The organism is Nostoc sp., assembly GCF_036917675.1.
Taxonomy (GTDB): Bacteria; Cyanobacteriota; Cyanobacteriia; order Cyanobacteriales; family Nostocaceae; genus Nostoc.
In genome coordinates this window covers 55,445-80,606 of record NZ_JBALCT010000010.1, presented here as the reverse complement: position 1 = coordinate 80,606, position 25,162 = coordinate 55,445, and the positions used below count along the sequence as shown (strand labels likewise).

Annotated in this window: 17 protein-coding genes and 1 pseudogene; 12 read left to right on the top strand and 6 right to left on the bottom strand. The window is 41.9% G+C overall.

What is annotated here, in order from left to right:
* Positions 1–34: 34 nt before the first annotated feature.
* Positions 35–412: a DUF4258 domain-containing protein gene (locus V7K31_RS03375; RefSeq protein WP_335092612.1), complete on the top strand. Its 378-nt coding sequence runs from the start codon at positions 35–37 to the stop codon at positions 410–412.
* Between the two features lie 110 nt (positions 413–522).
* On the opposite strand, the gene V7K31_RS03370 is transcribed toward V7K31_RS03375, so the two are convergent.
* Both V7K31_RS03370 and V7K31_RS03365 read right to left on the bottom strand, forming a co-directional pair.
* Positions 523–1,476, bottom strand: a complete 954-nt coding sequence (locus V7K31_RS03370; protein ID WP_335092611.1) for an isoaspartyl peptidase/L-asparaginase — start codon at positions 1,474–1,476, stop codon at positions 523–525.
* Complete coding sequence (locus V7K31_RS03365) at positions 1,476–1,670, bottom strand: DUF2256 domain-containing protein (protein ID WP_335092610.1); 195 nt, start codon at positions 1,668–1,670, stop codon at positions 1,476–1,478. Before V7K31_RS03365 ends, V7K31_RS03370 begins: the two co-directional genes overlap by 1 nt.
* 667 nt (positions 1,671–2,337) lie before the next feature.
* On the opposite strand from V7K31_RS03365, the gene V7K31_RS03360 reads away from it, so the two are divergent.
* The 3 genes from V7K31_RS03360 to V7K31_RS03350 all read left to right on the top strand — a co-directional run bounded on the left by V7K31_RS03360 (position 2,338) and on the right by V7K31_RS03350 (position 6,527).
* Entirely contained in the window at positions 2,338–3,537 is a 1,200-nt protein-coding gene (locus tag V7K31_RS03360) for a DUF4331 domain-containing protein (RefSeq protein ID WP_335092609.1), read from the top strand.
* A gap of 5 nt (positions 3,538–3,542) precedes the next feature.
* Positions 3,543–4,913, top strand: a complete 1,371-nt coding sequence (locus tag V7K31_RS03355) for a tetratricopeptide repeat protein (RefSeq protein ID WP_335092608.1) — start codon at positions 3,543–3,545, stop codon at positions 4,911–4,913.
* Between the two features lie 135 nt (positions 4,914–5,048).
* Positions 5,049–6,527, top strand: coding sequence for a nickel/cobalt transporter (locus V7K31_RS03350; protein WP_335092606.1), 1,479 nt, complete (start codon positions 5,049–5,051; stop codon positions 6,525–6,527).
* 317 nt (positions 6,528–6,844) lie between these two features.
* On the opposite strand, the gene V7K31_RS03345 is transcribed toward V7K31_RS03350, so the two are convergent.
* From V7K31_RS03345 to V7K31_RS03330, 4 genes and pseudogenes are all read right to left on the bottom strand, one after another.
* Positions 6,845–9,901, bottom strand: coding sequence for a hypothetical protein (locus tag V7K31_RS03345; protein WP_335092605.1), 3,057 nt, complete (start codon positions 9,899–9,901; stop codon positions 6,845–6,847).
* A gap of 30 nt (positions 9,902–9,931) precedes the next feature.
* Entirely contained in the window at positions 9,932–12,679 is a 2,748-nt protein-coding gene (locus V7K31_RS03340) for a tubulin-like doman-containing protein (RefSeq protein WP_335092604.1), read from the bottom strand.
* Between the two features lie 20 nt (positions 12,680–12,699).
* Positions 12,700–14,532, bottom strand: coding sequence for a vWA domain-containing protein (locus tag V7K31_RS03335; RefSeq protein WP_335092603.1), 1,833 nt, complete (start codon positions 14,530–14,532; stop codon positions 12,700–12,702).
* Positions 14,533–15,186: 654 nt separating this feature from the next.
* A pseudogene (locus V7K31_RS03330) lies at positions 15,187–16,077 on the bottom strand (IS4 family transposase); the annotation flags it as partial.
* A 788-nt stretch (positions 16,078–16,865) separates the two neighbouring features.
* Here V7K31_RS03330 and V7K31_RS03325 point away from each other — a divergent pair.
* From V7K31_RS03325 to V7K31_RS03290, 8 genes are all read left to right on the top strand, one after another.
* Positions 16,866–17,984, top strand: a complete 1,119-nt coding sequence (locus V7K31_RS03325; protein ID WP_335092601.1) for an exostosin domain-containing protein — start codon at positions 16,866–16,868, stop codon at positions 17,982–17,984.
* Positions 17,985–18,018: 34 nt separating this feature from the next.
* Positions 18,019–18,876, top strand: a complete 858-nt coding sequence (locus tag V7K31_RS03320) for a glycosyltransferase family 2 protein (RefSeq protein ID WP_335092599.1) — start codon at positions 18,019–18,021, stop codon at positions 18,874–18,876.
* Positions 18,877–18,893: 17 nt separating this feature from the next.
* The gene (locus V7K31_RS03315; protein WP_335092597.1) at positions 18,894–19,448 is read left to right on the top strand and encodes an acyltransferase; all 555 of its coding nucleotides are present in this window, start codon (positions 18,894–18,896) and stop codon (positions 19,446–19,448) included.
* Positions 19,449–19,450: 2 nt separating this feature from the next.
* Positions 19,451–20,362 (top strand): glycosyltransferase family 2 protein, encoded by a 912-nt coding sequence (locus V7K31_RS03310; protein WP_335092596.1) that lies wholly within the window; start codon positions 19,451–19,453, stop codon positions 20,360–20,362.
* A complete protein-coding gene (locus V7K31_RS03305; protein WP_335092594.1) occupies positions 20,359–21,294 on the top strand; it encodes a glycosyltransferase in 936 nt (311 codons plus the stop codon). Before V7K31_RS03310 ends, V7K31_RS03305 begins: the two co-directional genes overlap by 4 nt.
* A gap of 79 nt (positions 21,295–21,373) precedes the next feature.
* Positions 21,374–22,324, top strand: a complete 951-nt coding sequence (locus V7K31_RS03300; RefSeq protein ID WP_335092593.1) for a glycosyltransferase — start codon at positions 21,374–21,376, stop codon at positions 22,322–22,324.
* Positions 22,325–22,510: 186 nt separating this feature from the next.
* Positions 22,511–23,491 carry a glycosyltransferase family 2 protein gene (locus tag V7K31_RS03295; protein ID WP_335092592.1) on the top strand — a complete coding sequence of 327 codons (981 nt, stop codon included), beginning with the start codon at positions 22,511–22,513 and terminating at the stop codon, positions 23,489–23,491.
* A 30-nt stretch (positions 23,492–23,521) separates the two neighbouring features.
* On the top strand, positions 23,522–25,081 hold the full coding sequence (locus V7K31_RS03290) for a GMC family oxidoreductase (RefSeq protein ID WP_335092591.1): 1,560 nt from the start codon (positions 23,522–23,524) through the stop codon (positions 25,079–25,081).
* Positions 25,082–25,162: the final 81 nt, after the last annotated feature.

The following is a 25,162-nucleotide window of genomic DNA, read 5'->3' as shown; positions in this document are numbered from 1 at the left end:
TATTCTCGAATCATCAACCTAAAGACAAAGCATTATGAATACTCACAAAAAACTAAATCAGATATTCCAGACTGATGAAAATAAAAATAAACTTGGCACACTCAAAGTCAAAATCAATCCTAAAGACCATAACCATACAGAGAGACGTCAACAACAACGGGCAATTAATGAAACGATGATGAACATCGCTCTCTTATATGGTGAAAAAGACTTTCATTGTCGAGATATTAGGTTTACCCTACTCGATAAAAATTTGCGTAATACTGTTTATGCCCCATTTATAGATGAACTTCGGGGCTTACGAGTTATATGTAAAATAGGACTTCCTACCCCAGAAATTATTACTGTTTACTGGCACAACAAAACAAAACGAAAAGTTCGCAGATCAGCACATCAATTTTTGAATATTTAGGATAATGAATCAACGTCAGGACTTATGTAAAAAGCCAGTGAAAGCCTTGATTTACCGTAGGGGCAATTCATGAATTGCCCCTACATTTCGTACTTGATGCGTAAGTCCTATCAACAATAGCCAATCAATTGACTATCATTCCACTCCAAAGTATCGCCAATTTTTTCGCCGTCGTGGTAGGCGGCTAGTAAAATCTCGCTAGTTTTCCCCCAAGCGATCGCTCCACTCACATCTAAAGCGATCGCTCCCAAATCCCGTTTGTTCTGGTGCGCTTCCCCAAAGGAGCGTTGCATCGCCTCCTTCAGGGACATCCCATCAGTAACACGCACTACAATCCGTGGAGCTAAACACTCATCAATGATATCTTCCCCAATCCCAGTACAGCTAACACCAGCATTACTAGTAGCATAATTACCTGCTGGCATTGCCGAATCACTCACCCTTCCAATCCGCTCAAATCCCTTTCCACCAGTAGAAGTGCCAGCAGCTAGGCTACCGTAAGAATCTAAAGCTACCACGCCGATGGTACCGCGCCCAGCATTGCTAGTTTCTACCAGTTCGGGTTCTGCTACCACGCCAGCCATTGTACTTTTAAAATTATCTTGGCGCTCTTGTATCCACTCTTGTAAGCGCAAATCAGTTAAAGCGTTATAGCTGGGAATTTGCATTTCCCGCGCCAACTCAGCCGATCCTAAATCCGATAGCACTCGATCTGGCGAGTTTTGTAAAAATTGCGCTAACTCAATGGGATTTTTCACCCGCGAGATATTAATCACACCACTAAACCGCCCTGATGCGCCATCCATCAAAGAAGCACTCATGCGGATTTGCCCATCAGATTGCAGTACTGAACCAGTACCAGCATTAAAGCGGGGGTTATCTTCGAGTATTTGGCAACCCAGCACCACCGCCTCAGAAGCAGTTGCTCCTGACAAGAGGAGAGAATAGACCTCTTCTACTACTATATAGAGCGATCGGCGCACTGCTTCCAATCCTCCTTTACCGTGGAGAGAACTACCAGCCCCGCCATGAATAATTAATTTAGGTTGCACCTGTGACTCCATTAATCCCTTGCGCTATTTGCGTCTGTGTCGCGGTTAGTTTCATTTTGAGCTTCAGAACGGCGACGACGACAACGTTCTGAGCAGTATTTCACATCGTCCCAGCAATCTTGCCACTTTTTACGCCATGTAAAAGGACGTTGACATACCGGACAGATTTTTGTCGGTAAGTCAGATTTAGAACGCATACGTCCCATAGAAATACTGTGTAGATAAGAATTTCATTTGTGAGAGAGATGGAAGACAATTATAACCAGTTTGCCACTAAGGGAGGATACTTTGGGCGAATAAATGTAATGTCAATCTATCTTTAGACTTATTTATTAGCTAGTTGTCTGGGAATATAAAACTAGGGGCAGATTGTTCAGAAGTGAGATTGCAAGTAGGTAGGTACGAATAAACCTAACTATGTAAACTTGCCAAAATCATTGCGATCGCAACTCAACTAGATGCTAGGCGTAGCTTAATTCTCAGTAGTAATACGTTTCCCTTCCAACTACATACTTATAAGTAATAGAAAAATACTATGCGGACTACTAAATAGCGATTGGTGGAGCAACATGGCTGAAATACCCAAATTATATGTAGCATCTATGTATTATATAAGTTTTAAAATCTTAAACTAGAAAAGTGAGCAAGTTTTGGTCTGGTAAGTGATTTGTAGGAGCCAATAAACTGTGAGGCAGTTCAGTAATAACCGCAGTCTTTTTTGAAATATAAATAAACTTGCTATTTCCACGTACGCACATACAATAGTAGAGACAAAATACCTCAAAAAGGGCAACTATGAGAATAAATGCTCGGAGTTTCACCTCTTTTATACCAACTGAAGGTTGGGTACTTATAAATAAACTAGTGCAAAATATGACGGCATTTTTTCCGCTCAAGCGATCGCTATATTGGACTAGAGCTAGTCGTTTTTTTCGTACTCTAGTGGCATTTGTCGCTATTTTGCTCGTAGTCCTAATTTATGCAACCCCTAAAGCTTTGGCTTCAGACCACCAGGACACAACTTTTCTTGCGACTAAGCTCACTGCTGCGGATCTCACAGATTTGTATGTATTTGAGAGTCCGACAAACTCCAACAATGCTGTCCTGATAATGGATTTCGACCCCCTGATCGTTTCTGGTGAACAAAGACCATTCGATCCAAATGTTCTTTATCAGTTCAAGATTGATAACACTGGCGACAGTATTGAAGATGTCGTACTCCAATTCAATATAAATCGCACACGCTTACAACAAACTGTTACAGTCCGCGGCCCAAGTCGTCCAATCATCCGAGGAACTGACTCAGCTTTGCTTCCAGTAAGTTCGACAGGGCCACTCAACCAAACATTCTCCGCATCTAACGGCATGAAGTTCTTTGTTGGCACACGCAAAGACCCGTTCTTTTTCGATCTAGAACAGTTCTTCAAAATCATCCCGGATCGGAACTATAGCGTTCAGCCTAATCCCAGTCCTCCCTTCCAAGTTCTTTCCTTTAGACCACCTGGACAAGCACAAGACACCCTAGCCCCATTCAATGTCCACTCAATTATTGTCGAGCTACCCAGGAAAATGCTTGGTAGTGGCAAGATTGGTGTTTGGATGACAACTAGTGTTAATACTCCTAGACTCAGAAATCGGAATTTGGCTCAGATTGAGCGGTTAGCAGTTCCAGCCCTGAATGAACTTTTTATGGACTTTAAAGCTCATAATAATAGTAATCTTCAGACACCAACCCAAGACGCTAGCAATCAATCCCAATTCATTCAAGCCTTTGTCAACGCGATCGGTAGACCTCAAGGCATAGCCAATGCAGTGATCTCAGTGGCGATTCCTGATGTTATCCAAGCTGACCTTTCCAAACCTAGCGGGAGTTATTTTGGTACTCAGTTAGGCAACAACTTTGGTGGTAGAAGACCAAAAGATGACGTAATTGATGTGACTGCATCTGTTGTCTTTGGTAGTGCAGTTACAGGGATTACTACAGGTCAAATTCCGGCGCTGACTACCGATAATGTTGGGCCTAATGATGCAAACTTTCTTTCTGACTTCCCTTATTTAGGTAATCCTTTGTAAGGTTTATGCATCTACGAATACTATGGGTGTTAGCGCTAACTAGCCTACTGGTTTTACTAAGACCCTCTAATACAGAAGCGCTAAGTTTAGGCTACACCAATGGTAAGTCAGGTATATATTCCTCTACCGTGCAACTGCTGACTGTTAATTCCAGGCAGATATTACCAGTTCAGCAGTCAGATTTAGTCTTCCCCGATTATTTAGAGCGATCGCATATTATCAGCGTCTATGAGGAGAAAGTTGCCCAATCTCCCAATTCATCAATATTTTTACGTCTGTTGGCTGATCAATATTTGAGGCGCTTTCGAGAAATGGCAGATGTGGAAGATGTGTTACGAGCAGAACAAGCGGCACGTAGATCCCTGGCACTACAGCCGCGCCATAATCAGGTTTCTTCCATGCTCCTAGCATCAGCTTTACTATCTCAACATCAGTTTCGAGCAGCTTTAGATGTGTTAAATAATTCATCTGTTGATAATCCCAATATTGTCTCACTGAGGGCATCGATTCAGATGGAATTGGGTGATTATGAAGCAACTCATCAACTATTGCAGAACCTTGCACAGGAAGAATCGAACTCTGGTCATAAGGCAGTTGTCGCCCGTTACTTAGAGTTAACTGGCAATCTCGCCTCAGCGCGACAACTACTAAATGAAACTATGCAGGAGATGGACTCTTTCTACACGATGAGCGCCGAAACTCGTGCTTGGTTTCATGTGCGGACTGGGGATCTGGCTTTTGCAGCCGGGGACTTTGCCCTATCTGAGCAGCGATATCGGGAGAGCCTTGACCTTTTCCCCCGGCATATAGCTGCGTTTACAGGATTAGCCCGCCTCTATGCGGCACAGCATCGCTGGCAGGATGTTCTGAATATCGCAAACCAGGGTATAGAACTGATGCCACAGGTAGAAACGCTCTCGTATAAGGCTGATGCTCAACTAGCTTTGGGAGACGAGGAAGGCGCAGCTGAAACCGAAGATTTGATCGGGGTAGTAGCTTACCTGAGCAAGGTTAAAGGAATCTACGATCGCGCTTTAGCAGTCTACTACACCGAACACGGAATTCATTTAACAGAGGCTCTACAGATTGCCCGTAGTGAAGTAGCAGTGCGAGACGATGTATATGCAGAGGATACTTTGGCTTGGGCAGCTGCGGCTAATGGGCAATGGCAAGAAGCACAACGGGCAGCACAAAGGGCAACTCGCTTTGGAACAGAGGATGCCTTGCTGCAATTTCATGCTGGCATGATTGCACTTCACTTAGGTAATCGTGAAGAAGCAATAAAGCGACTAACTCAAGCTGTTAGCCTCAATCCTCAATTTCATCACAAGTATGCTGATCAAGCTCGTCAGACAATTTTGGATTTTGGATTTTAGATTTTAGATTGAAAAGAGCAATTAAGTCAGGGGCAAGTCATTTAATTTTATATTTTGCGGAAAGTTTGCTCAAGTCTTAGCTAACTTAGTATCCTCTGTCCCTTTTCCCACTCCTAACGCTATAGGGAGTTCTTTATGAAAAAGCTGTTACATTGCTTGGCTTGGAGTACTGCAATCATCGCAATATGTTTATTTTGGATGCCGAGGGCAGATGCCCATCCTTTAGGCAATTTCACCATCAATCACTACGCAGGAGTGCAGGTAGCACCGGATGGCGTGGGGATCGATTATGTTCTAGATATGGCAGAGATTCCGGCTTTTCAGGAGATTAATCACTTAGATACTAATCGCGATCGCAAAGCTGAACCTATAGAGACGGTTCAATACCCTAACCAAAAATGCCAGGAAGTCAACTCACACCTGGAACTGTTGATCAATAAACATCCTTTAGCACTGTCTTTGATCAAATCAACAGTCGAATTTCCTCCAGGTGTAGGAGGATTATCTACACTGCGGCTGAGTTGTAACTTTCAAGCACCAACGGAGTTAGTAGGCGCGAATGAGTTAATATTTGAAGATCAGTTTTATCCCCAACGTTTAGGCTGGCGTGAAATTACTGTGGCTGCAAATGGCGTTCCTATTCAAGGTGATTTCACCTCTTTGAGTATTAGCAACCGCTTGAGAGATTACCCTACTGAGTTACTCAGCAGTCCTCTCAACCAGCGTCGGATTGACTTTAAACTCAATCCGTCTGTGACATTGAATCAACAACCGCCTCTACCGTCTGTTAAATCATCCAGTCGCTTAGATAATGCTTTGACAGGAAGAAGCAACGATGTCTTTACTAACCTAATTACCCAGGAAAATCATAATTTCTGGACTATCCTAATAGCTCTAGCGATCGCCTTTTTATGGGGTGGTTTACACGCTCTTTCCCCTGGTCATGGGAAAACGATAGTCGGTGCTTATTTGGTGGGTTCCCGTAGTAATGCCCAACAAGCTTTATTTTTGGGGCTGGTTATAACGATTACCCATACTGCTGGCATATTTGCTCTAGGGCTAGTCACTCTTGGCACATCCCAGTTTATTTTGACAGAGCAATTGTACCCTTGGTTAAGCGTACTCTCTGGGGTACTGGTAACTGTAATTGGTCTGAATTTGTTTATCAGTCGATTGCAAGGGACTCAGGTTTCTCATTCACATGACCATGTACATAGTCATCAACACAGCCATGACTCGCATCATCACCACAACCATGAGCATTCACATCTACCGCCTGACGGTGATCTAAGTTCCATGAACTGGTCTAGCTTACTAGCGCTGGGAATATCGGGCGGCTTGTTACCTTGTCCTTCAGCCTTAGTAGTGTTGCTGAGTGCGATCGCGCTGGGACGAATTGGCTTTGGATTAGCGTTGGTATCTGCCTTTAGCTTAGGTCTAGCAGCAGTACTAACTGGAATCGGATTAATGCTAGTCTACGCCAAGGATCGATTTGAGCATTTACCATTCCAGATACCCAGGATAAAAATGTTACCAGTGGCAAGCGCCTTCTGTATTACCCTAATTGGCTTAGGCATTACTTCACAGGCTTTACTCGCTCATCCCTGGAACTAGATGAAAGTGCAGAAGACAAAACCACTCAGTTTTGTAAAAACAACCCTGAACAACTAGATGTCAGAAAATCTTATTCCGAGGAAAATATGAAACGATTTATCTTCATCTCTTTAATAACTGCTTTGTGCATAATCGGCTACTTTGAAATTAGCTTATCACAGGCTGAAAAACTTTTTTGGCTCAATTTGAGTCTTTGAAATCCTCACGCAAAACTTCATTCTGTCTCTAGCTTCCCTCTCCTTTATAAGGAGAGGGATTGAGGGTGAGGTAAGCCAGGGACATAAATTGTATGTTACTTAATTCTTATTCCTTAACGCCTAATTCAGAGGATTATACTCTGAGAGTAGATGATCTAAAAGCTTACCTTCATAATGATTTAAATCTGAAGCAGATGTTCCTAACTCCTGTAATTTATGGTAAATTAAATCACGTTCAAATGTTTCGATACGTTCTTTTAAGTCTCCATAGAGTTCCTCAAAGGTGAACTCAGTTGCTAAAGCTAAGGCAATTTGTTCTCGGTCTTTACCAATTGACCGACCGTTGAATTGATAATCACCTTGAGAATGCTGGGATAGTAACCCAAGAGCGATCGCTAAAAGCAAACTTTGATAAGCTAGCTTTAATTCCCTACCAGAGCCAATTTCCTCTGGGATTAAATCGGGAATGTTTTCATCTTCGTCGATTTGTTCACTCTGAGTCCGTTCATAGCAGTCTTGATAAAACTCAATTTGACTGAGAAAATAAGCCGGAAAGCCCAACGAACGGGTCAAAACACACAACCTCTGTTCATCTTCAGCTACTAAGGCGGTTAAAGTGCGACTAAATCGACTGTAAAGCGCAAAAATTTGTTCTTTATCTTTTGCTCCCACCCAGAGAGTAATTTCCGGTTGACAAGTTGGGTTTAAATTAGTGTCAATATCCTGAATTCGCAGCAACAAGTTAGCGCTATTATAAAGTTGATTCAAGCGCAAATTTGCAGTATTTGCGGTAATTAAATCTGGTTGTTTTAATACTTCCCCAATAGACAAATTGCTCAATTGCTCAAACTGCTGGCGAGCAAAGGGGATAAGTTGCTTCTGAAATTCTTCAGCAGAAATTTTCCACGACTGAGACCGGCTAATTCGTTCTTTGGTGAATGTCTCAGTTGTTAGTGTGGTTAGGAAACTTTGGTAATAAGCATCAATATCGGCATCGGTGAGAACCGTGAGTCTAACTTCTGAGAACTTTGTCGTAGCTTGATCGCGTTGAACAACCAAATCATTGTATATCTCAGACAAGTTGCTAAGAGTTTGTCGTAAAGTCTCAGCCCTTTGTTTAACCGTTTTAATCAGATAATTCAATGCCTCAACGCGGAGATTTTGGGCGTATAAATCATACTCCAATTTTAATTGTTCATTATAGCTGCGACGTAATTCTACGATGGTTGCTTTAACAGTGCTTTCTAGTCGTTTAATTTGTTTCTGAACCTTTTGAATTCGACCGCGAATGTTAGTACTATACTTGAGCCAAAGGATACCTAAATAAGCTAGAATTGTTACCGCGCTCCAAAGCAGGTAACTAACTAAGTTAGCCCAAAACTTTTGCAATAATAGCAATAGTGTTGATTGATTGAAAATTCCGATCAGAATCAGCAAGCCGAATAAAGCAGTAGCGACAAAAATAGGATAAATGACCAGATATTGAGATCGAAATTGGTTTTCTTCTGTTAACAGTTCATTTAGTTGATCTGTGGCTGTTTCAAGTTGAGTTTCAATGGCAGTTAGGTGATTTTGAGCTACAACGATCGCAGCTGCGGCTTGTTCACGAGCGCCTGCGATCGCTATAAAACGAATTTGTCGAGTTTGTTCAATTTCTGCATTTAACCCTTGGCGATAGTCAGCAATTGCCGTATCTAGCTGTTTCTGAGTTGTTTGAAGCTCTTGCAGTTGTTCTTCAGAATTTCTTTCAGCTAAAATATCTTGTAATTGTTGCTGCCGCGATTTTAAAGACAAAATTTGGTTGAGCAGCTTTTGGGTGATTTCTTGGTTAATTGTTACCTGCAATCTGGAATCAAGAAATGCTTCCGCCACACGCAGTTGTGTAACCAGATTCTGAGATTGATCGCCAATGGCATCCGTTTGCAGTTCCAAATACAAAAAGGTCAATATGTTTAATAGCCTAGCTACTTCATGCAAACCTCTAGGTGTAGCATCAGCATAGCGATTAATGGTACTGTCTAAAAAGGCAGTTAGTGTTACCTGTAATTGTTTACAACAAGTTTCCAGCGATCGCTTATAGGAAAGTAGCTCTTTATTTTCAAATTGCCGATAAGCACGCTGCAATTCCATCCCATATTCCTGAGCCTGGCCTGTATGCATCTCAATGCGCGGATTAAAATCTTGCCAAACTGGTTTGCCATTGTCTCGTTCTAATCCGAGAAAAGCATTGCTGAAATCTTCGCTGAGTACAAACCCTTTGGCATCTAACAGGCATTTACGAATTGCCTCTGGAGTGAATTCTGGCTTCGGTAAAAACTGCTCCATCACAATATCGGCAGCTAAGGCAGCACTCAAACGATTAATAGTTGTTTCTCCTGAAAAAAATAGCTCTCCATAGCCAAATGCACTATAGGCGGGTATTTTTCCCCGGACTTTTTGTGTGCCAATCAATAAGCCGTTGGTTTCCGGTTCCACGGTGAGAAAACCTGCCAAAGCATCAGCATAACTAGGTAAATTATCCCTCAGTCCGCCAATTTGCTCATCCATCAGCCAGCAGTTATCAAAAGGTGGTGCTTTTTGAGTACCTGTAATCGCAACTCCAGTGGTCATTTTGTAATCTAAGTCTTTCAGAAGCGCGTAAGCAGCACCATAATCAGCATTTGTGGCTTTGCTAAATAACCCTGGTAGTAGCAATAAAGCTTCTAAGGTGTAAGGAATATCTATAAAGAATTTAGAAAATAGCCAACGAATCAAGCGTACTATTTCAAAAACGACTGCCCTAGTAAATTGATTACTAACTGACAGCATGAGATATATTCGATGGCTGCTGCTGATTTTCACTCCTCGGCGTTTAGCAGCGATCGCTTCTTTTGATTGATCAGCCGTTTTCAATAATTCGATCAGTGCAGTTTGCAGTTCGCCAGTCGCTTCGGTGAACTGAGTCCGAATTTTGGAGACATAAGCTTGTTTACTATGAGTTTGAGCGAGATCAAAACTCGTGTCAGCAAACTGATCTAACTCAGCACTAAAGCCAAAAGTTTGACCATCCCAAGTTAAAGTATAAGTTTGAATTAAACACCTTTGGTCGGCTGGAAATTCTTGCAGTTGCCGTTTAATGGCTGCACAAAAAGCGGCACTGTGAGGATCGAGTGCAAGTAAAATAGTTGGTTTTGGCATAAAAACACTCTTAGAGCGTAGAGTATAGGGCTAAATAATCACATCTAAATCTTCCAGGTAAGCTTCAATTTCCTGGATTTCCATTTCCACCTGTTCTTTAATCTGGGCATCAACCTTACCTCCCTTTAAAACCTGATTGAGGTGATTGGTATAGTTCTTCAAAGTAAATTTCGCTTTTTCTTGGTCTTCATGGGTAATACGCTCAATTTTTTCAGTAATTTCTTTAATTAGGCGCAAGTTACGTTTGAAAGCTTGAAATGCTGACTTGCGATCGCCTCCCAATGGCAAAACTTGATCTTCTAATTTTTTCGCTTGGTCTGTATAAACAGAATATTGCCGTCTCTGATTGATAATTAATTTATATGGATCGGGTGCCAACGCTAAAGCAAACCAACGCAATGCCCCACCATCATCTTCCTGTGGGATTAAATTGGGTAAGTTTGTCCAATTGCGATGTAAGTGCTTGAAAACTTTGTTCGGATCTAGATAAGCTGACTCCATATCCCTCATTCCGTTGAAAGCAAATAAGGGGACACCTACTTCCACTCGAAACAGCATCACTTTATGGGGTTCGCCTGTCGGTACGAAAGAAGGATTATTATTTCCTTTAGGCAAGCGACTAGAAAGAGGCGGATTGCTAAAAATTGTATTGTTACTCTCTACTCCGTAGTAATAAAATTCTGTGATTAAATGCTGCTGTTGAATGGGAATTTCCGATAGTTCATACTGCCAGAGAGGAACTGCAAGTTTACCAAGTTGTTGCAAATCTTGTCCGGCATCTTCTGGATTACTATCTGCTAAAACTTGCTCAACAGTCATACTAGTGAGAGGATAGTAAGCTTCATCGACAAATTTCAGAATTTCGTTCTTGACATCTTCAGCTTTTTTCTCAGACCAATTTGTTAAACTTTCAGACTGTTCTCGATACCAACGGATAAAATCTTCGCCAGTAACTTTGGGGCGTTTCGATTGCAGATTAATGCGCTGAATAGTGTGAATAAAAGGATTATCGTTATTTCCTTGACGGCTGACCTCGTGATAACTCTGTTCTAAATCTCGATAAACTTTATCTAAGTTGCTGTGTAGATGCTGGCACTTTTCCTGGATTTCTTCTACCTTAACCCGCAGCACACCATAGAGTTCAGCCGCTTTATCACACCGCTTCCAATGTAAATAAATCTTCCACTTTTGGTCAGCCCGTTCTTTGTATTTCTGGCAAGCTGCTTGAATAGTATTTTTATTTTTAAAGAAAGTTTCTGAAGCTTCTTTAAGCTTTTGTTCATGGGCTTCTAATTTCAAAGCATTGAAGTTCGATTGTGCCTCTTGCGATTTGCGTTGCACACTCTGTTGCAATTCATCCAGTTTTTGGGAAAGTCTGGTTAAGAATTGCAACACATAAGCTAGTCCATTGGGACGGTTAAGACTCCGCTCCCAGAAAGTTGCGATCGCAGCAGTTGTAGTCTGCTGTAAGCGATAAAAACTCAATCCCAATTCTTGAGCCGTCCGTTGTTCAAATTGATCTAACTGCTGTGTGTAGAGTTTTTTGATTGTCGGTAAAGCTGTACCGTCATAATGCATTTCGCCAATTCGGAATTCGGGTTTCATTTGTCCGCCGCGATCGCTTTCAGTTAATGCATTGAGGACAGTAGTTGCTTCTGCTAAGTTGCAATCTTCTAAAAATCGGGTGATTTCGTTTTCTAAATCGATTATTGGAGTAGATGCCATTAACTCATTCTTTAACAAGTTTTGAGCGTCCTCTAACTTCATTCGCTCATATTGTTGTACTGGTAAAGTCAGAGTAGCAAAGCCAAAACTACAGTAATTTATATTGCGTCCTCGAATTTTTTCACCAGTTGCCAAATAAGCCCGAATGTTATCAGCAACGTTAGCAGCATCTAGACCGATTTGAGAACCAATCTGGATATACAAACCATCTGCAACTAAATTTTGCAAATCGTCTGGACGACCGACTACAGTGCCATTTTTATTAACTCCATCAATTAAAAATACCGCATCAAAGGGAGGGCGATCGGCTTTGACTTTTCTGATACCATAATCAATCTCAATGCTATTAGACGGTGACAATCCCCAAAAGTGTTCGATTTCCTTGAGAGCGCCATAAGCATTAGACTTTACCAAGTGAGTTTGGGGAATATTGGCAAACACTCTCGGTAAAACAAATACCCCCGTAATATTAGAAAAATTATTCAGATGTTCTCGTGTTAAAAATGCCACATCTAAGAATGTGCCACTGCCCGTCCCACCAGCCAAACTGCCAACAATAAAAACTTCCACACCATCCCGACTGGAAACTTGAAAGTTATCTGAAAAAGCTTGTTTGCTAGTGCGAATTTCGCGGACAGCATTGATTGCTTGAGCAATTAAAGCGTTAATATCGGCTACTTTAGCAAATAAAGCCAGCCGTCCCCGTGCCCGAATCTGTCCGGCACCACTGATCAGGCTGGCTGCTGAAATGTCCCTAGGCCACCATTCGGCGATGTGATCGTTACGTGTTAGCGGTAGGGGATTTGCTACAGAGATGGCATAAAGTTCATTAGGTTCTAAGATCACCTTGGTGCCATCAGGTGATTTTTCTCGTTCTTGGATGTTTTCGGTAGTATCAATCGAAATAAAACGAATAACTTCTGGTACTGAGCCGTAAACATCTATAAATCGCTTTTTGAGTTTGAGTACAACTTCATAACCCGTTCCTCCTAACCCGATAACAACGGTAGGACGAAAAACAACCGTGGGACGCACAACCGTGGGACTTAACATTCATTTTCCTGTGATATTATTCAAGAGTTTGTCTGCCCACTGCTTAACTCAGAGGGTCTTTGGTGTTCAATCCAGTTAAATTGCAGCCTAACGTTGCCAACCTCGATGATGTCCTCGTCGTAGAGTTCATCTGTATTTATATTTTTAGTGTTCACAAAAATTACACCTTTCAAACAGTGCAAATCTATATTCTTTTTGCCTGCTCGCCAAACTGTGACTAACTCGGCATCAGAATTTGTCGCACCTATTACTGGTATCAATTCGCTCAAGCATACTTTGGTCTTGTGCTGGTGAGTGAGACTAATCTCTTCCTGTTCCGATGATTGTGGCCGTGGTTCCAGCACTACCAGCGCTCCTTCTAAGTACTTACGGTTGCGGAAATATTCAACTAATTCCAAGGGGGTTTTACGTTGAATCAGACAAACTACTATTAGGGCAATTAACAACACCAACAACCCTAAGAGCAACCAAATGATTATTTTTCGTCCCAGTGGCATCAAAATATGTAGATGAACTCCCGCACTGACAGGACTAACAATCGGATTATCTGGGGTTAGGACTAAGGTAAAAGTGCGATCGCTTTCAAAATTGCTATCATTAACCTGCAACTGCACGGGAATTTTAGTTTCTCCTGGTTGTAAAGATATAGCTGCTGAAGGTTCTGCTATAAAAACGTCTTTGGAATTGCCTTGCAGTTGTAAGCTAGCTGTTCCAGATATATTGGTGTTAACTACCAAAGTTTGAATTCCAGTGTTTTTACCTACTTCTGTTGAGCCAAAATCTATCTTTGTCGGTTCTATTTGTAGTTTTGACTTAATGGTTATAGGTAGGTCAATTGTAATCGGTGCTATCGCTTGATCTGCGATCGTCAACACCAAACGCAAGCTACTAGCGCCCCCCTTTGCTTCTGCTGGTATCTGCAAACGCACGGGAATGACTGTTGCTTGATTAGCAGCTAAGTCGATGGTGCGATCGGGTGGAATTAAGCGAATACCACTTTGCTGAGGGTCTTCCAATTGCAAACTTACCTTACCATTGACATTACTGATGCCATTAATATTGAGCGGTTCAGTAGTTGTTCCAGGTAATACTGGCTGCAAATTGGCAGTGGGTAAACTGACATCAAGCTTAGGTGTAATCAAGACTGGTCGGATATTTTCAGCTAGCTTGTTGAGTTCAACTCCTCCAGGATCTCGCAATACCTGTCCCTTCCCACAAAGGGCTGGATTGCTAGCAAAGTCATTCAGCTGCTTTTCGTGTTCTTTTAATCCTAAAGACACAAAAAATATATAGGGCTTGCATTGTTGATCAGGTAAAAGTTGAGTATTGCTAGGAATAGAAATAGGATTAGGAATACCACGCACATCTTCTACTCCGTCTGTCAAAAATACTATCGTGACAGTACGACCAAGAGCATCAGCACGTTTGTTTAACAGAGCAGAATGTTGCAAAGCCTTTTGCACAGCCTTACCTGTATAAGTACGCATACCCTGAGCTTGAAGTGAGCTAATTATTTCCTTGAGTTTACCCCTATCTGCATTACTGGTAATACTGACATCATTAGCATTTACGGTGACATCTTGATCAAAACTATAAATAGTAACTGTATCGCCTAATCTGGCCGTGTTAACAAATTCAGTAACAGAATTCTTTACTGGTTCAAAAATATTTTTCGTTCCACCTACACCACGCATTGAAGCAGAAGTATCTACTACTAAAATCCAGTCAATTCCGCCTTTAGGAGTAGTCTGAGCAGATGCAGCAGACAAGTTATGAATTGATATTAGAGCCAAAACAATAATGCTTTGGATTGAATTAAATCTCAACAAATGCTTGAAGTATCTAAAACTCATTGATAGATTCCTCTAGGCATATAAATTTTATATTGGTCTTTCTCAAAACGGTAACTTAAGAGTTTAGATTTAATCCACTTAATGCCTGACCATAGATTTTTGTACCATCCATCTACTTTTCTTTGCAGTAAACTAAGAATCGACAATCTGACAGTTATGATTTGATGCAAGGATTCCATCTTATTACCTAATAAATGTAGGTTTAAGCTGCTATTTCCATCCCAAAACCGAATCTAAAAATTTAATTACCTATGTAAATTATTAAATAAAATATGCAATTTTAAAAGAATAATTTTGGTTTAATTATTCATCCGAAATCCGAAATATTTTGCTGATAAAAAAATGAATGCTGTTGATCAGTGTTTTATCAAGTTATATCCTAACTACTTTTTTCAAAAATGTCACGTTTTTTTAGATATATTAAAGTCATTAAAAACTCAAGGTTTAAGTAAGTAGATGTGAATAATTAAAGGCTATTAGCAAGGGTTTCAGCCCTTACTAATAGCCTATTTCATAACTTTACATTACGTAACATAATTTAATTTATTCTTGCCTATTTACTTAGCTCTTTATGAGTCAGTAAATACAGCAGATTGCAACAAGCGCCTCTGTACAGATTATTGTAAGGGCACAACAATGTTCATTGGTTTCAACTTAAGAGGATAAAGCCCATATTTTCTGGGTATAAGCGTCACCCTTGAGATTGACGCTTACGCCTTTGTTTAATCAATCCCAGTAGCTTATAACGCACGGGCGAGGTAGGTAACAACATCATTGGCTTCGTCACGTAGGACAGCACGAGAAAAATGGTATAAACCGTGAAAAACCATTTCTGTAGAAATACGTTCCAAGGCTGATTCAAAGCCACGGCTACCTGGGTACACAACTGATTTAAAACTGCATAAAAATTCAAGTTGCCAAAATTTGGATTTGGACACCATTACTATCGCCCACCCAGATATAGGCCAGCCCCAAAAGACGTTTTGTCAGTAGAAATGCGTCTTCAACTCGCCAACGCTTTCGATATAATTCACACACTTGTTGTGCAGATAACATTTGGGGGTCAACGACATTGGTGAGATAGTAATACCAAGTTGCACCCCATAACACAGAAACTAAGCGGACTGGATGCTTACAGGGATTAGAACGGTATTCGCCCATAGCGATTATTTCATCTCGATAGAATTGACTACTACTCAAACAACGAACCACAGTGTAGGCAGTTTTTTCTCGCAGTCGTGTGACAAAAAACTTATTGGTTGCAGTGAATCCATCAAACCAAGGAAATTTAAAAAATCCCAAATTAAAAATCAGTAATCCACCCACTGGCAAACGTTCGAGTAGTTGGTCACACCAAGTTTTATCATTAGCTTTGCTGTTTAGCGTGTACCAGACTGTGACAGGGTTATGGGTAGATGCTGCCACCACCATCATGATTTTTCCTGCCACAGTTTTATCTGTGTCTTTGAGTGCTTTTAGTTTCCTTCTTAGCGCTTCTAGAGTTGAACCATCGGCTATCCAGATGGCTGTAAATCTTTCATACACTGATTATTTCTCCAGTATCCCAGCATTTTGGAGCATTTATTTCTTGGATTACCCTAGTGCAATTACCTTAACCTCTCACGCATGAAGTGCCGCTAACCCGATGAAATATAAATACCTTTAACAACTTAAGTAAAGATACTGCAAAGTATATGTATCGGCTAACCAGAGATGTTACATTTATATGAAAGCAAGGCTCATAAGTTAAATCAGGGTAAAACACCAAATTATGTAAAGCTAGATAAACAGTATAGATTATATCTACCGAGGAATACTTAGATTCTAATTACTGAAGCTGCGTACAATATAGATGCTCGTTTAAGGTTGTTTCGCACTCGTGAGTAAGAAAAAACCCTAATCAAAGGTTATATCTGTTGATGTGTCGCAGAAATAATCAGATTAAACGTAGACGGCTGAATATTTGAAAAATGGCAGATCATTTCAATTTGATTGCACAAATAGTAAAAGAAAAAAGTTAGTTTAGCAGAGATATTAGGAACTAACAGGGTGAGAGAGAAAACCAAGCTTTGTTGAAATTGGATTCACAAAGCCTCATTGGTTGAAAAATTTATTATAAATTAAGCATATCTTGATGCTTCGGAGTGAGCTTTGATGGTCTTTTTGATCTCAGTTTCTCCAACGTAACCTTCAATTTTTGCGTTTTTGCTGAAAAAAGGAGGCCGAATGACAGGATTCGTGTAACAAAAATCATTGGTTATTTCAACTTATCTAAACAAGTATTTTGCTGTTTCCAGCAGTAGGCAATTGAAAAACTTTAAACAAATTTGGACATGATAAATACATATGAAAAACGAGAAGAAGTAGTAGCAAAGCAATTGCACATTTACTCGGATCGATGTTATTTGCCTGAGGGGATACAACATATTGCTATGTTGTATCCCTTTTGGGGCAAAAGCGATGAAGTCTCATTGAATCCCATGAGTCGTCGCTACAACACCTACATTGATGTTGCTTCTCATTTATTCAAGCTGACTCAGCTAGAAAACGCTCAAATAGCACTGTTGCCTTTTGATTGGTCAAAATTTACCACTCATCCTGAATCTCTAAAGATTGTTCAACAAATGTCTCAAGAAACAATGAGCCGAGGTATTCCGCTCGTTGTTTTTTACTTGGACGATGCTACCACATCTGTTGAACTCGACAATGCTTTAGTCTTTCGCACATCTATCAATCGTTCAACTCGTCAACATAACGAGTTCGTAATTCCCGCTTGGAGTGAAGATTTTGTAGAAAACTACTGTCAGGGAAAAATACCATTGCGGAGCAAGTCTAGTCAGCCGATTGTTGGCTATTGCGGTTATGGCTCGCTTGTGCAGCCGAGTAATCAGATCACAAATCAGCTGCGTTTGCGACTTGGCGCAACTCCTAAAGCAGCTGATATGGCATCGAAATTTGGAATTGAACTTATAAAACACGACTTACCCTGGCTATATGGTTCGCGGATTAGATCGCAAGCATTGTTCATTCTTTCTAAGAGTCGAGAGTTGCAATGCAACTTTAAGATTCACGATGTGCTGCATCACACTGAAACACTGACTCTGCCTCAACGTGAGCAATTCGTCGATAACATGCTTAACAGTGATTATATTCTTTGTACTAGAGGAGGCGGCAATTTTTCCTATCGCTTTTACGAGACTCTTAGTTGTGGTCGAATTCCAGTCTTCATCAATACTGACTGCGAACTGCCATTTGAGCAATGGATTGATTGGAAGCGCTATTGCGTCTGGGTTGAAGAAGCAGATTTGCCTTATCTAGGCGATCGCATCCGCGAGTTTCATGCTCGACTAACACCACAACAATTTCAAGACCTTCAAATTGAATGTCGGAAACTCTGGTTAGAGTGGCTTTCCCCCGAAGGCTTTTTCGCTAATTTCCATCGTTACTTTTAGAACATAATTGAACGGTTGTTACAGAACATTTATTATGAAACGCATCCATGCTATATGTTTAGCTAAAAACGAAGGCGACGTGATCGCTGAGACTTTACAGTTTGCTAGCAACTTCTGCCATAAAATCTACGTTTTTGATACGGGAAGCATAGATGATACCTGGCAGCAAGTTCAAAAAGCTGCTAATAACGTAGTTGTTCCATTCCGACAAGAAAGTGTCCCCTTTTCTGATGGTCTACGCGCTCAAGTTTTTAATGCAGTGCGCGATCGCTTTACAATCGGCGACTGGTTATATATTCTTGATGCTGATGAGTTTCTGGCAAAAGACCCACGTCAAGCAATTCGCATTGCCGAACAAGAAGGTGCCCAGCAAATTAATACGATTCAATACAACTTCCACTTTACTGACGTAGATTGGCAAAGATATCAAAAAGGATTAGAGTCGCGGGAAACACCAATTACCCAGCGACGCCGATACTACCGCTTTACCAATATTGAGCAACGCTTGTTTCGGATCGACGCAGATTTAACGTGGTCTGAACAGAGCGATCCAGGAAATCCCCACGGCTATATGGCTCCGAAAGGACAGAAAAAACTTAAAAAGTGTTCTTATAAAATTCCTAATTGCCACTATCAATATCGCGATCCGGAGCAGATACAATTGCGGTTGAAGACACGGCGAGCTGCTAGGGATGTTAACCCTGATAATTTCATCCACTATTTATCACTTGATACGGATATGAAGTGGGAGCGCTACATCGCTCCTAGTAAGGAGTTGAACTACTACAACAACGATCGTATCTTCCAGATTCGCCTTGATGAGCGAATTGCCATTTTCAAAGAAAGATTTGGCGCCCGCGACTTTTTTCGCTTTGATTTTCTAGCAGGTTGAGGCAACAACAAGATTCTATGTTTACTTGGCTTCGTCAGCAAAAAAATACGCTTATAACTCGATGGGCATTACGAGATTGTAGTTCGGTTGGTACTGCGCCAAAATCTTGGGGCATTCCCCTAATCCAAAATGCTGGACAGATGATCATTGGTGATGACTTCAGTATCTGGTCACATTTGAGTCGTAGTCAACTGGAGGTTGGTGCTAATGGTGTGTTGCAAATTGGCAATCACGTTTTTATCAACACCGGCACCACGATTTCAGCCAAAGTTGAGGTCATAATTGGCGATCGCGTCCAAATTGGCAATGGAGTGTCGATTCTAGACAACGACTTCCACGGATTAGAAGACAGGCATTCTCCTTCCCCGGCGGAACCAATTCGGATTGAGGACGATGTGTGGATTGCGACAAGAGCGATCGTGCTTAAAGGTGTCACAATTGGACGCGGAGCCGTAGTTGCAGCAGGTGCAGTGGTAACTTGCGATGTCGCGCCCTACACCTTGGTAGGTGGAGTGCCTGCTCGTTTGATTCGCCCTTTACAAAAGCCAGCCTATCAGCCTTTGTCTTTGTAGTCATGCCTAATTTCAGTATTATCATCCCGGTTTACAATGCCAGCGCTTATATTGAGCAGTCTTTGGCTTCAGTTTTTGCTCAAAGCTATCGTGATTTTGAAGTAATTGTTGTTGATGATGGTTCAACCGACGATACGGTTGATCGAGTGCACAAGTTCTCCCATCATCAGTCGCTGCGTTATGTCTATCAAACCAATGCGGGACCGGCTGCGGCTCGCAATACAGGCTTACAACTAGCAAAAGGAGAGTTGATTGCCTTTTTAGATGCAGATGATTTATGGCATCCTCGCAAACTTGAAGCTCATTTTGAGCGAATGCAGACTTCTGGCAAAATTGGCTTGAGTTTCAACTGGTTTGAAGTTTTCTATGATCGTCCAAAAGGCGATCGCTTGATGCCTTGGTTTGCACCACCTACTAAATCTACTCTGCAATGGCAAGATTTTCTCATCCGTAACTGGACAGGAACCAGCAGCACAGTTGTAATTCGTGCCGATTGTCTCAAAGGTAGACGGGGTTTTGATGCTCGGTTTCGCACAGGTGAAGATTATCAACTCTGGTTAGAAATTGCTCAAGATGGATGGGAAGTCAGTTTTATTGCTGATGCTCTCACCATTTACCGCAAGCGTCCGAGTAGTCTCACCGTCGATTATCTCCAGATTGCCCTCGATGAACTCTTGGTCATGAAACAAGGCGTTCAAAGTGACAATCCCAGCGCTAAGGCGGCAATCGATTTAGCGATCGCTCGTCGCCAAGTAGATGTGGCTTGGGCTTACTTCCGCTCAGGTAAAAAGCAACTGGCTTGGGAATCGCTCAAACAAGGCTACCGAGCAATTCCGCAATTTATTGCTGAACGTCTGACGCGCAAATGGTTACATCGTCCCCGCACTTCTGAGATTTCTGCCAAAGCGCTATGAATACTGATCTGCCTCTAATTTCTGTTGTTGTCCCGATTTATAACGAGGAACAGGAACTTACCAACTTGCTGGATTCGCTGATAGCGCTCAACTGGCCGCCTGATCGCTTAGAGATTTTGGCTGTTGATAACAATTCAACCGATCGAAGTTTGAGTATTCTACACACTTATCCAATTACAGTGCTGCAAGAGCCAGTACCTGGTCCCTATGCAGCCCGCAACACAGCAATTCGCCAAGCTAAAGGAGAGTTTATCGCCCTTACCGATGCCGATTGCATTGTCAGTCCTAATTGGTTACTAGAACTTTGGCAAGCATTTGATAACCCCCAGGTTGGTGCTGTCGGGGGTACTTTAGTACCACGTACGATTACCAACTACGTCAATTACTTTGAAGGATGCGTTTTCAAAAGTCCCAACCATAGCCGAGGAACGGCTCGGATTCAGCCCTATGTTGTGACTGCTAATGTTATGTATCGCAAAGCGGTTTTCGATGAACTCGGACTCTTTGATCAAGAAAATTTTTCTGGGCCAGATGTTGAGATGAGTTGGCGGGTAGTGCAATCAGGGCACTATACGCTAAAGATTTGCGAAGAAGGTCAGGCAGTCGTGCAGCACTCCTACCGCACACAACTGAAAGATTTTACTTACGTTTTAGAACGAGATGCCTATGGCTGGTTTTTTCTAACTGCAAATCATCCCCAAATGGCTCCAGTCCCACAACCACTAAAGTACTTCATCAAGTTTTTAATTGGTTTAGCCGTTTATCCTTGGACAACGATCGCTCGCGTGATTGTCGCTCCGATTAAGCGATCGCCCAGATGGGAATTACCGCAAGATTTGCTAAAGCTAGCTGTGTTGTGGCATCACTTTGTCGGCACTTGGACAGCAAAGCTTGCTTATCAAGGACGACAACCTCCGCGTTTACTTCGCTAATTCATTATGTTGATATTGCCAGCGGATATCCGAGATTCTGAAAAATTGCCTGTTATAGAAATCAGGGAATAAGTATTGTATGAATATTGCTATCAGTGTCGTGATTTGCAGTCATAATCCCCAGCCTGCTTATCTCGACCGAGTTCTAGAAGCACTGAAATCCCAGACACTGCCTCGAACACAATGGGAGCTACTGTTGGTTGATAACGCCAGCCAGCAGCCGTTGGCAGATTCCATCGACCTGAGTTGGCATCCTCATGCTAGACACATTCTTGAACCCCAACTAGGAGTCGTATTTGCTCGCTTCCGGGGTTTAAAGGAAAGTCAAGGAGCTACTTCCATCTTTGTGGATGATGACAATGTTTTAAACCCAGATTATTTGTACCATGCACTCAAAATTTCCGAGAATCATCCGCATTTAGGTACTTGGGGCGGCCAATCAACTGCTGAATTTCAAGGTGGAATACCACAAGAATGGACTCGTCCGATGTGGCCTTTGTTAGCGATCGCACAGTGCGAGAAAGATGTTTGGTCAAACCTAGATTTAGCCGAAACCATGCCAGTAGGTGCGGGTATGTGTATTCGCAGACAAGTAGCTCAAAAGTACATTGATTTAGTGCAGTCAGATCCGCGTCGTTTGAGCTTAGGGCGATGTGGTGAGTTGTTGTTGTCCTGCGAAGATTTTGATATTGCTTTGGCTGCCTTAGATGTGGAGCTAGGATTAGGTCGATTTTCACGCTTAAAACTCGTCCATATTATGCCGATCGAGCGTCTGAGCGAGGGCTATTTGCTCAAGTTGGTCAAAGGAATCGTTTACTCTAGAGCGATCATGGATTTCTTAAGAAACAGACCGCAAAATCAACTTTCTTGGCGGACGAAAGTCCGCTATTTTCTCTCGTCTTTGCTGATGAGTCCACGCGATCGCCGATTTTTGAAAGCGACCAAACAAGCTCAACAGCTTGCTGCAAAGCAAATTCAAAAAATGCAGGTCGATCCAGATGATTCAACTGTGGCTTTACCAGTTTATTAACACGTAAAAATTAAACTGCTAGTTTTCAGGCATAGCTAAACTGCATCTACCTTAATAAATTAAACCTGAAAAATCAAGCTGCCAAAAAAGAATATACCCATTACAAAAGTTCCATATTTCAATTTCAAATGGAAAGTCTTTCTTAATAAAATATGATTTAGCAACTTGAGATTGCCCTAATTATCGATGATAGAACCTACACCCAAAGTTTCAGTTATCATTCCGGCTTACAATGCGATGAGTTTTCTGCCCCAGGCATTAGAGAGTGTTCTCAATCAAACTTTTCAAGATTTTGAAGTTATCATCATTGATGACGGAAGTTCAGACAATATTGCAACTTGGGCTGCTGAAAGCACACATCCAAACATTAAGCTGATTTCTCAGACTAATCAAGGACAGTCAGCCGCACGCAATACTGGAATTCGATTGAGTCAGGGCGAGTACATCGCCTTTCTAGATGCCGACGATTTATGGGAACCAACTAAACTCGAAAAACAAATATCTGCTTTTATGGATAATCCTGAACTCGGGTTAGTGGATACTTGGGTTTTTTTAGTTGATGAGCAAGATAACATTCTCTCCCAACCCAAAATTTATTATGATGAAGGTAATCTTTGGCAACAAATGCTGGAATTAAATTTAGTGATGTGCGGCAGTTCTCCGATGGTTCGCCGTCAATGTTTTGAAACTGTTGGATACTTTAATCAAATCATTAAAGGGCCGGAAGACTGGCATATGTGGACACGGATTGCGGCTCACTATCCATTTAAGATCATTTGCGAACCCTTAGTTCACTATAGACAGCATCCTAATAGTACCAGCCGCAATCTGGAGTTAATGGTTTCAAACATAATTAAAGCAATTGAAGATTTGTTTGAATCTGTACCACTACAACTTCAGTGGAAAAAACGCCGAGCTTACGGTCGGGCATATCTTTACATTGCTTCTGTAGCTGAGAAAAGCAATAACTATCGTCAAGCGAGTTACTTTTTCTGGCAAGCGTTTTTGACCTATCCCCAGTTTTGTCTTTCCAAAAATAAACTTTACTTTATCATTAACGCTCTAATTCATTGGGGGCTAGAGCATCAGAGCAATGGCAAGATCAATAGAATAATTCAAAAGACGCGAGATTATAGTTCTAACAAACAGTTTGAGAAATTTATTTAACTCAAGAAATTCACGCTTAATTCGGTTGTTATGGGTATGGTAAAGCAAAAAGTTTATGATGCCATCGTCGTTGGAGCAGGAGCCAGCGGTGGTTGGGCTGCAAAAGAACTTACTGAAGGCGGAATGCAGGTTTGCTTGCTTGATGCAGGTGAAACACCCCGCCAGAAAGAATGGTTGATTTTCAAGCAAGATATCCTTCGTAAATTGAAGTATCGAGGCAAAGTCGATCAGCGATCGCTCTCGCTGCAACGCCAACCGATTCAATCCAAAACGGTTGCTTGGGAATGGAATTATGAAAATTTTGTAGATGATATCGACAATCCCTACACTACCCCAGACAATCAACCGTTTATCTGGCTCCGCAGCCGACAAGTTGGTGGACGCATGATTGTTAAAGCTCATGGGCGACAACTTTATCGGCTATCAGACTACGACTTTAAAGCAGCCAATCTCGATGGATATGGAGGAAATTGGCCAATCATTCATCAAGACCTCGCTCCTTACTATGCTCACGTCGAGCGCTGGGTGGGTGTACGAGGAACTATTGAAGGAATTCCTCATCTTCCTGATTCGGTCGTTCTTCCCCATCGAGTCTTGAGCGATGGCGAGGAGCTTTTCAAAGTTGCTGTCGAAAGTCGATGGAGCGATCGCCGAGTTATTCCTGGGCGCTTTGCACCGCCACCATCTACTGTCCCAATCGCTCAAAAAACCGGGCGACTGAAGCTGCGCTCAAACAGTATTGCCAGCCATATCATAGTCGATTCTGATACAGGTAAAGCCAAGGGAGTGGCAGTTATTGATCGTTATACTCACAAGAGTTACGAAATCTATGCCAAAGTTGTGATTCTATGTGCCTCATCGATTGAATCGACCCGTCTGCTGCTCAATTCTACAACTCGTCAGCATCCAAACGGGTTAGGCAATTCTTCAGGTGTGCTCGGTCATTATCTGATGGATCATCTCAATTCCATACAAGTCAAAGGCATCATTCCCAACCCAGAATCCTTTGCTCGCAACCAGCCAACAGGTGGGTTTTACATTCCCCAGTTTCGCAACATTCGCGATCGACATCCTAACTTTATTCGCGGTTACGGAATTCAGGGTTCGGCGGCGCGCGAAGTTCCTGAAGACTCTGATCGAGTCCCCTTCACTATGGCTGCTTTTGGCGAAATGCTACCCCGATTTGAAAACTATGTCACACTAGACCCTGATCACAAAGATGCTTGGGGAATTCCTGTTGCTCATATTTCTTGTGCCTTTTCAGACAACGAAGTTGCAATGGCTCAAGACCAGCTACAAACCCTCAAAGAAATGGCAGAGGCGACTGGGTTTTTAGTGGAATTAGAAAGTCGTACATTAGCTCCTCCTGGCATCGCTTCTCATGAAGTTGGAACGGCACGCATGGGAAATGACCCAAAGACCTCTGTGCTGAATCGCTTTAATCAAAGCTGGGATATACCGAATTTATTTATCACCGATGGTTCTTGCTTTCCATCTCAAGGCTGTCAGAATCCAACGTTAACGATTATGGCTTTGACGGTTCGTGCCTGCGATTACATTTTAGACCAATCCCGTAAAGGGAATCTGTAAGTTCAAACTACGGTTCTCAAGATAGACGTAGTTTAGTCAAATTTTCAGGATCTAGACTTGTACAGGGCTTAATTTACATCA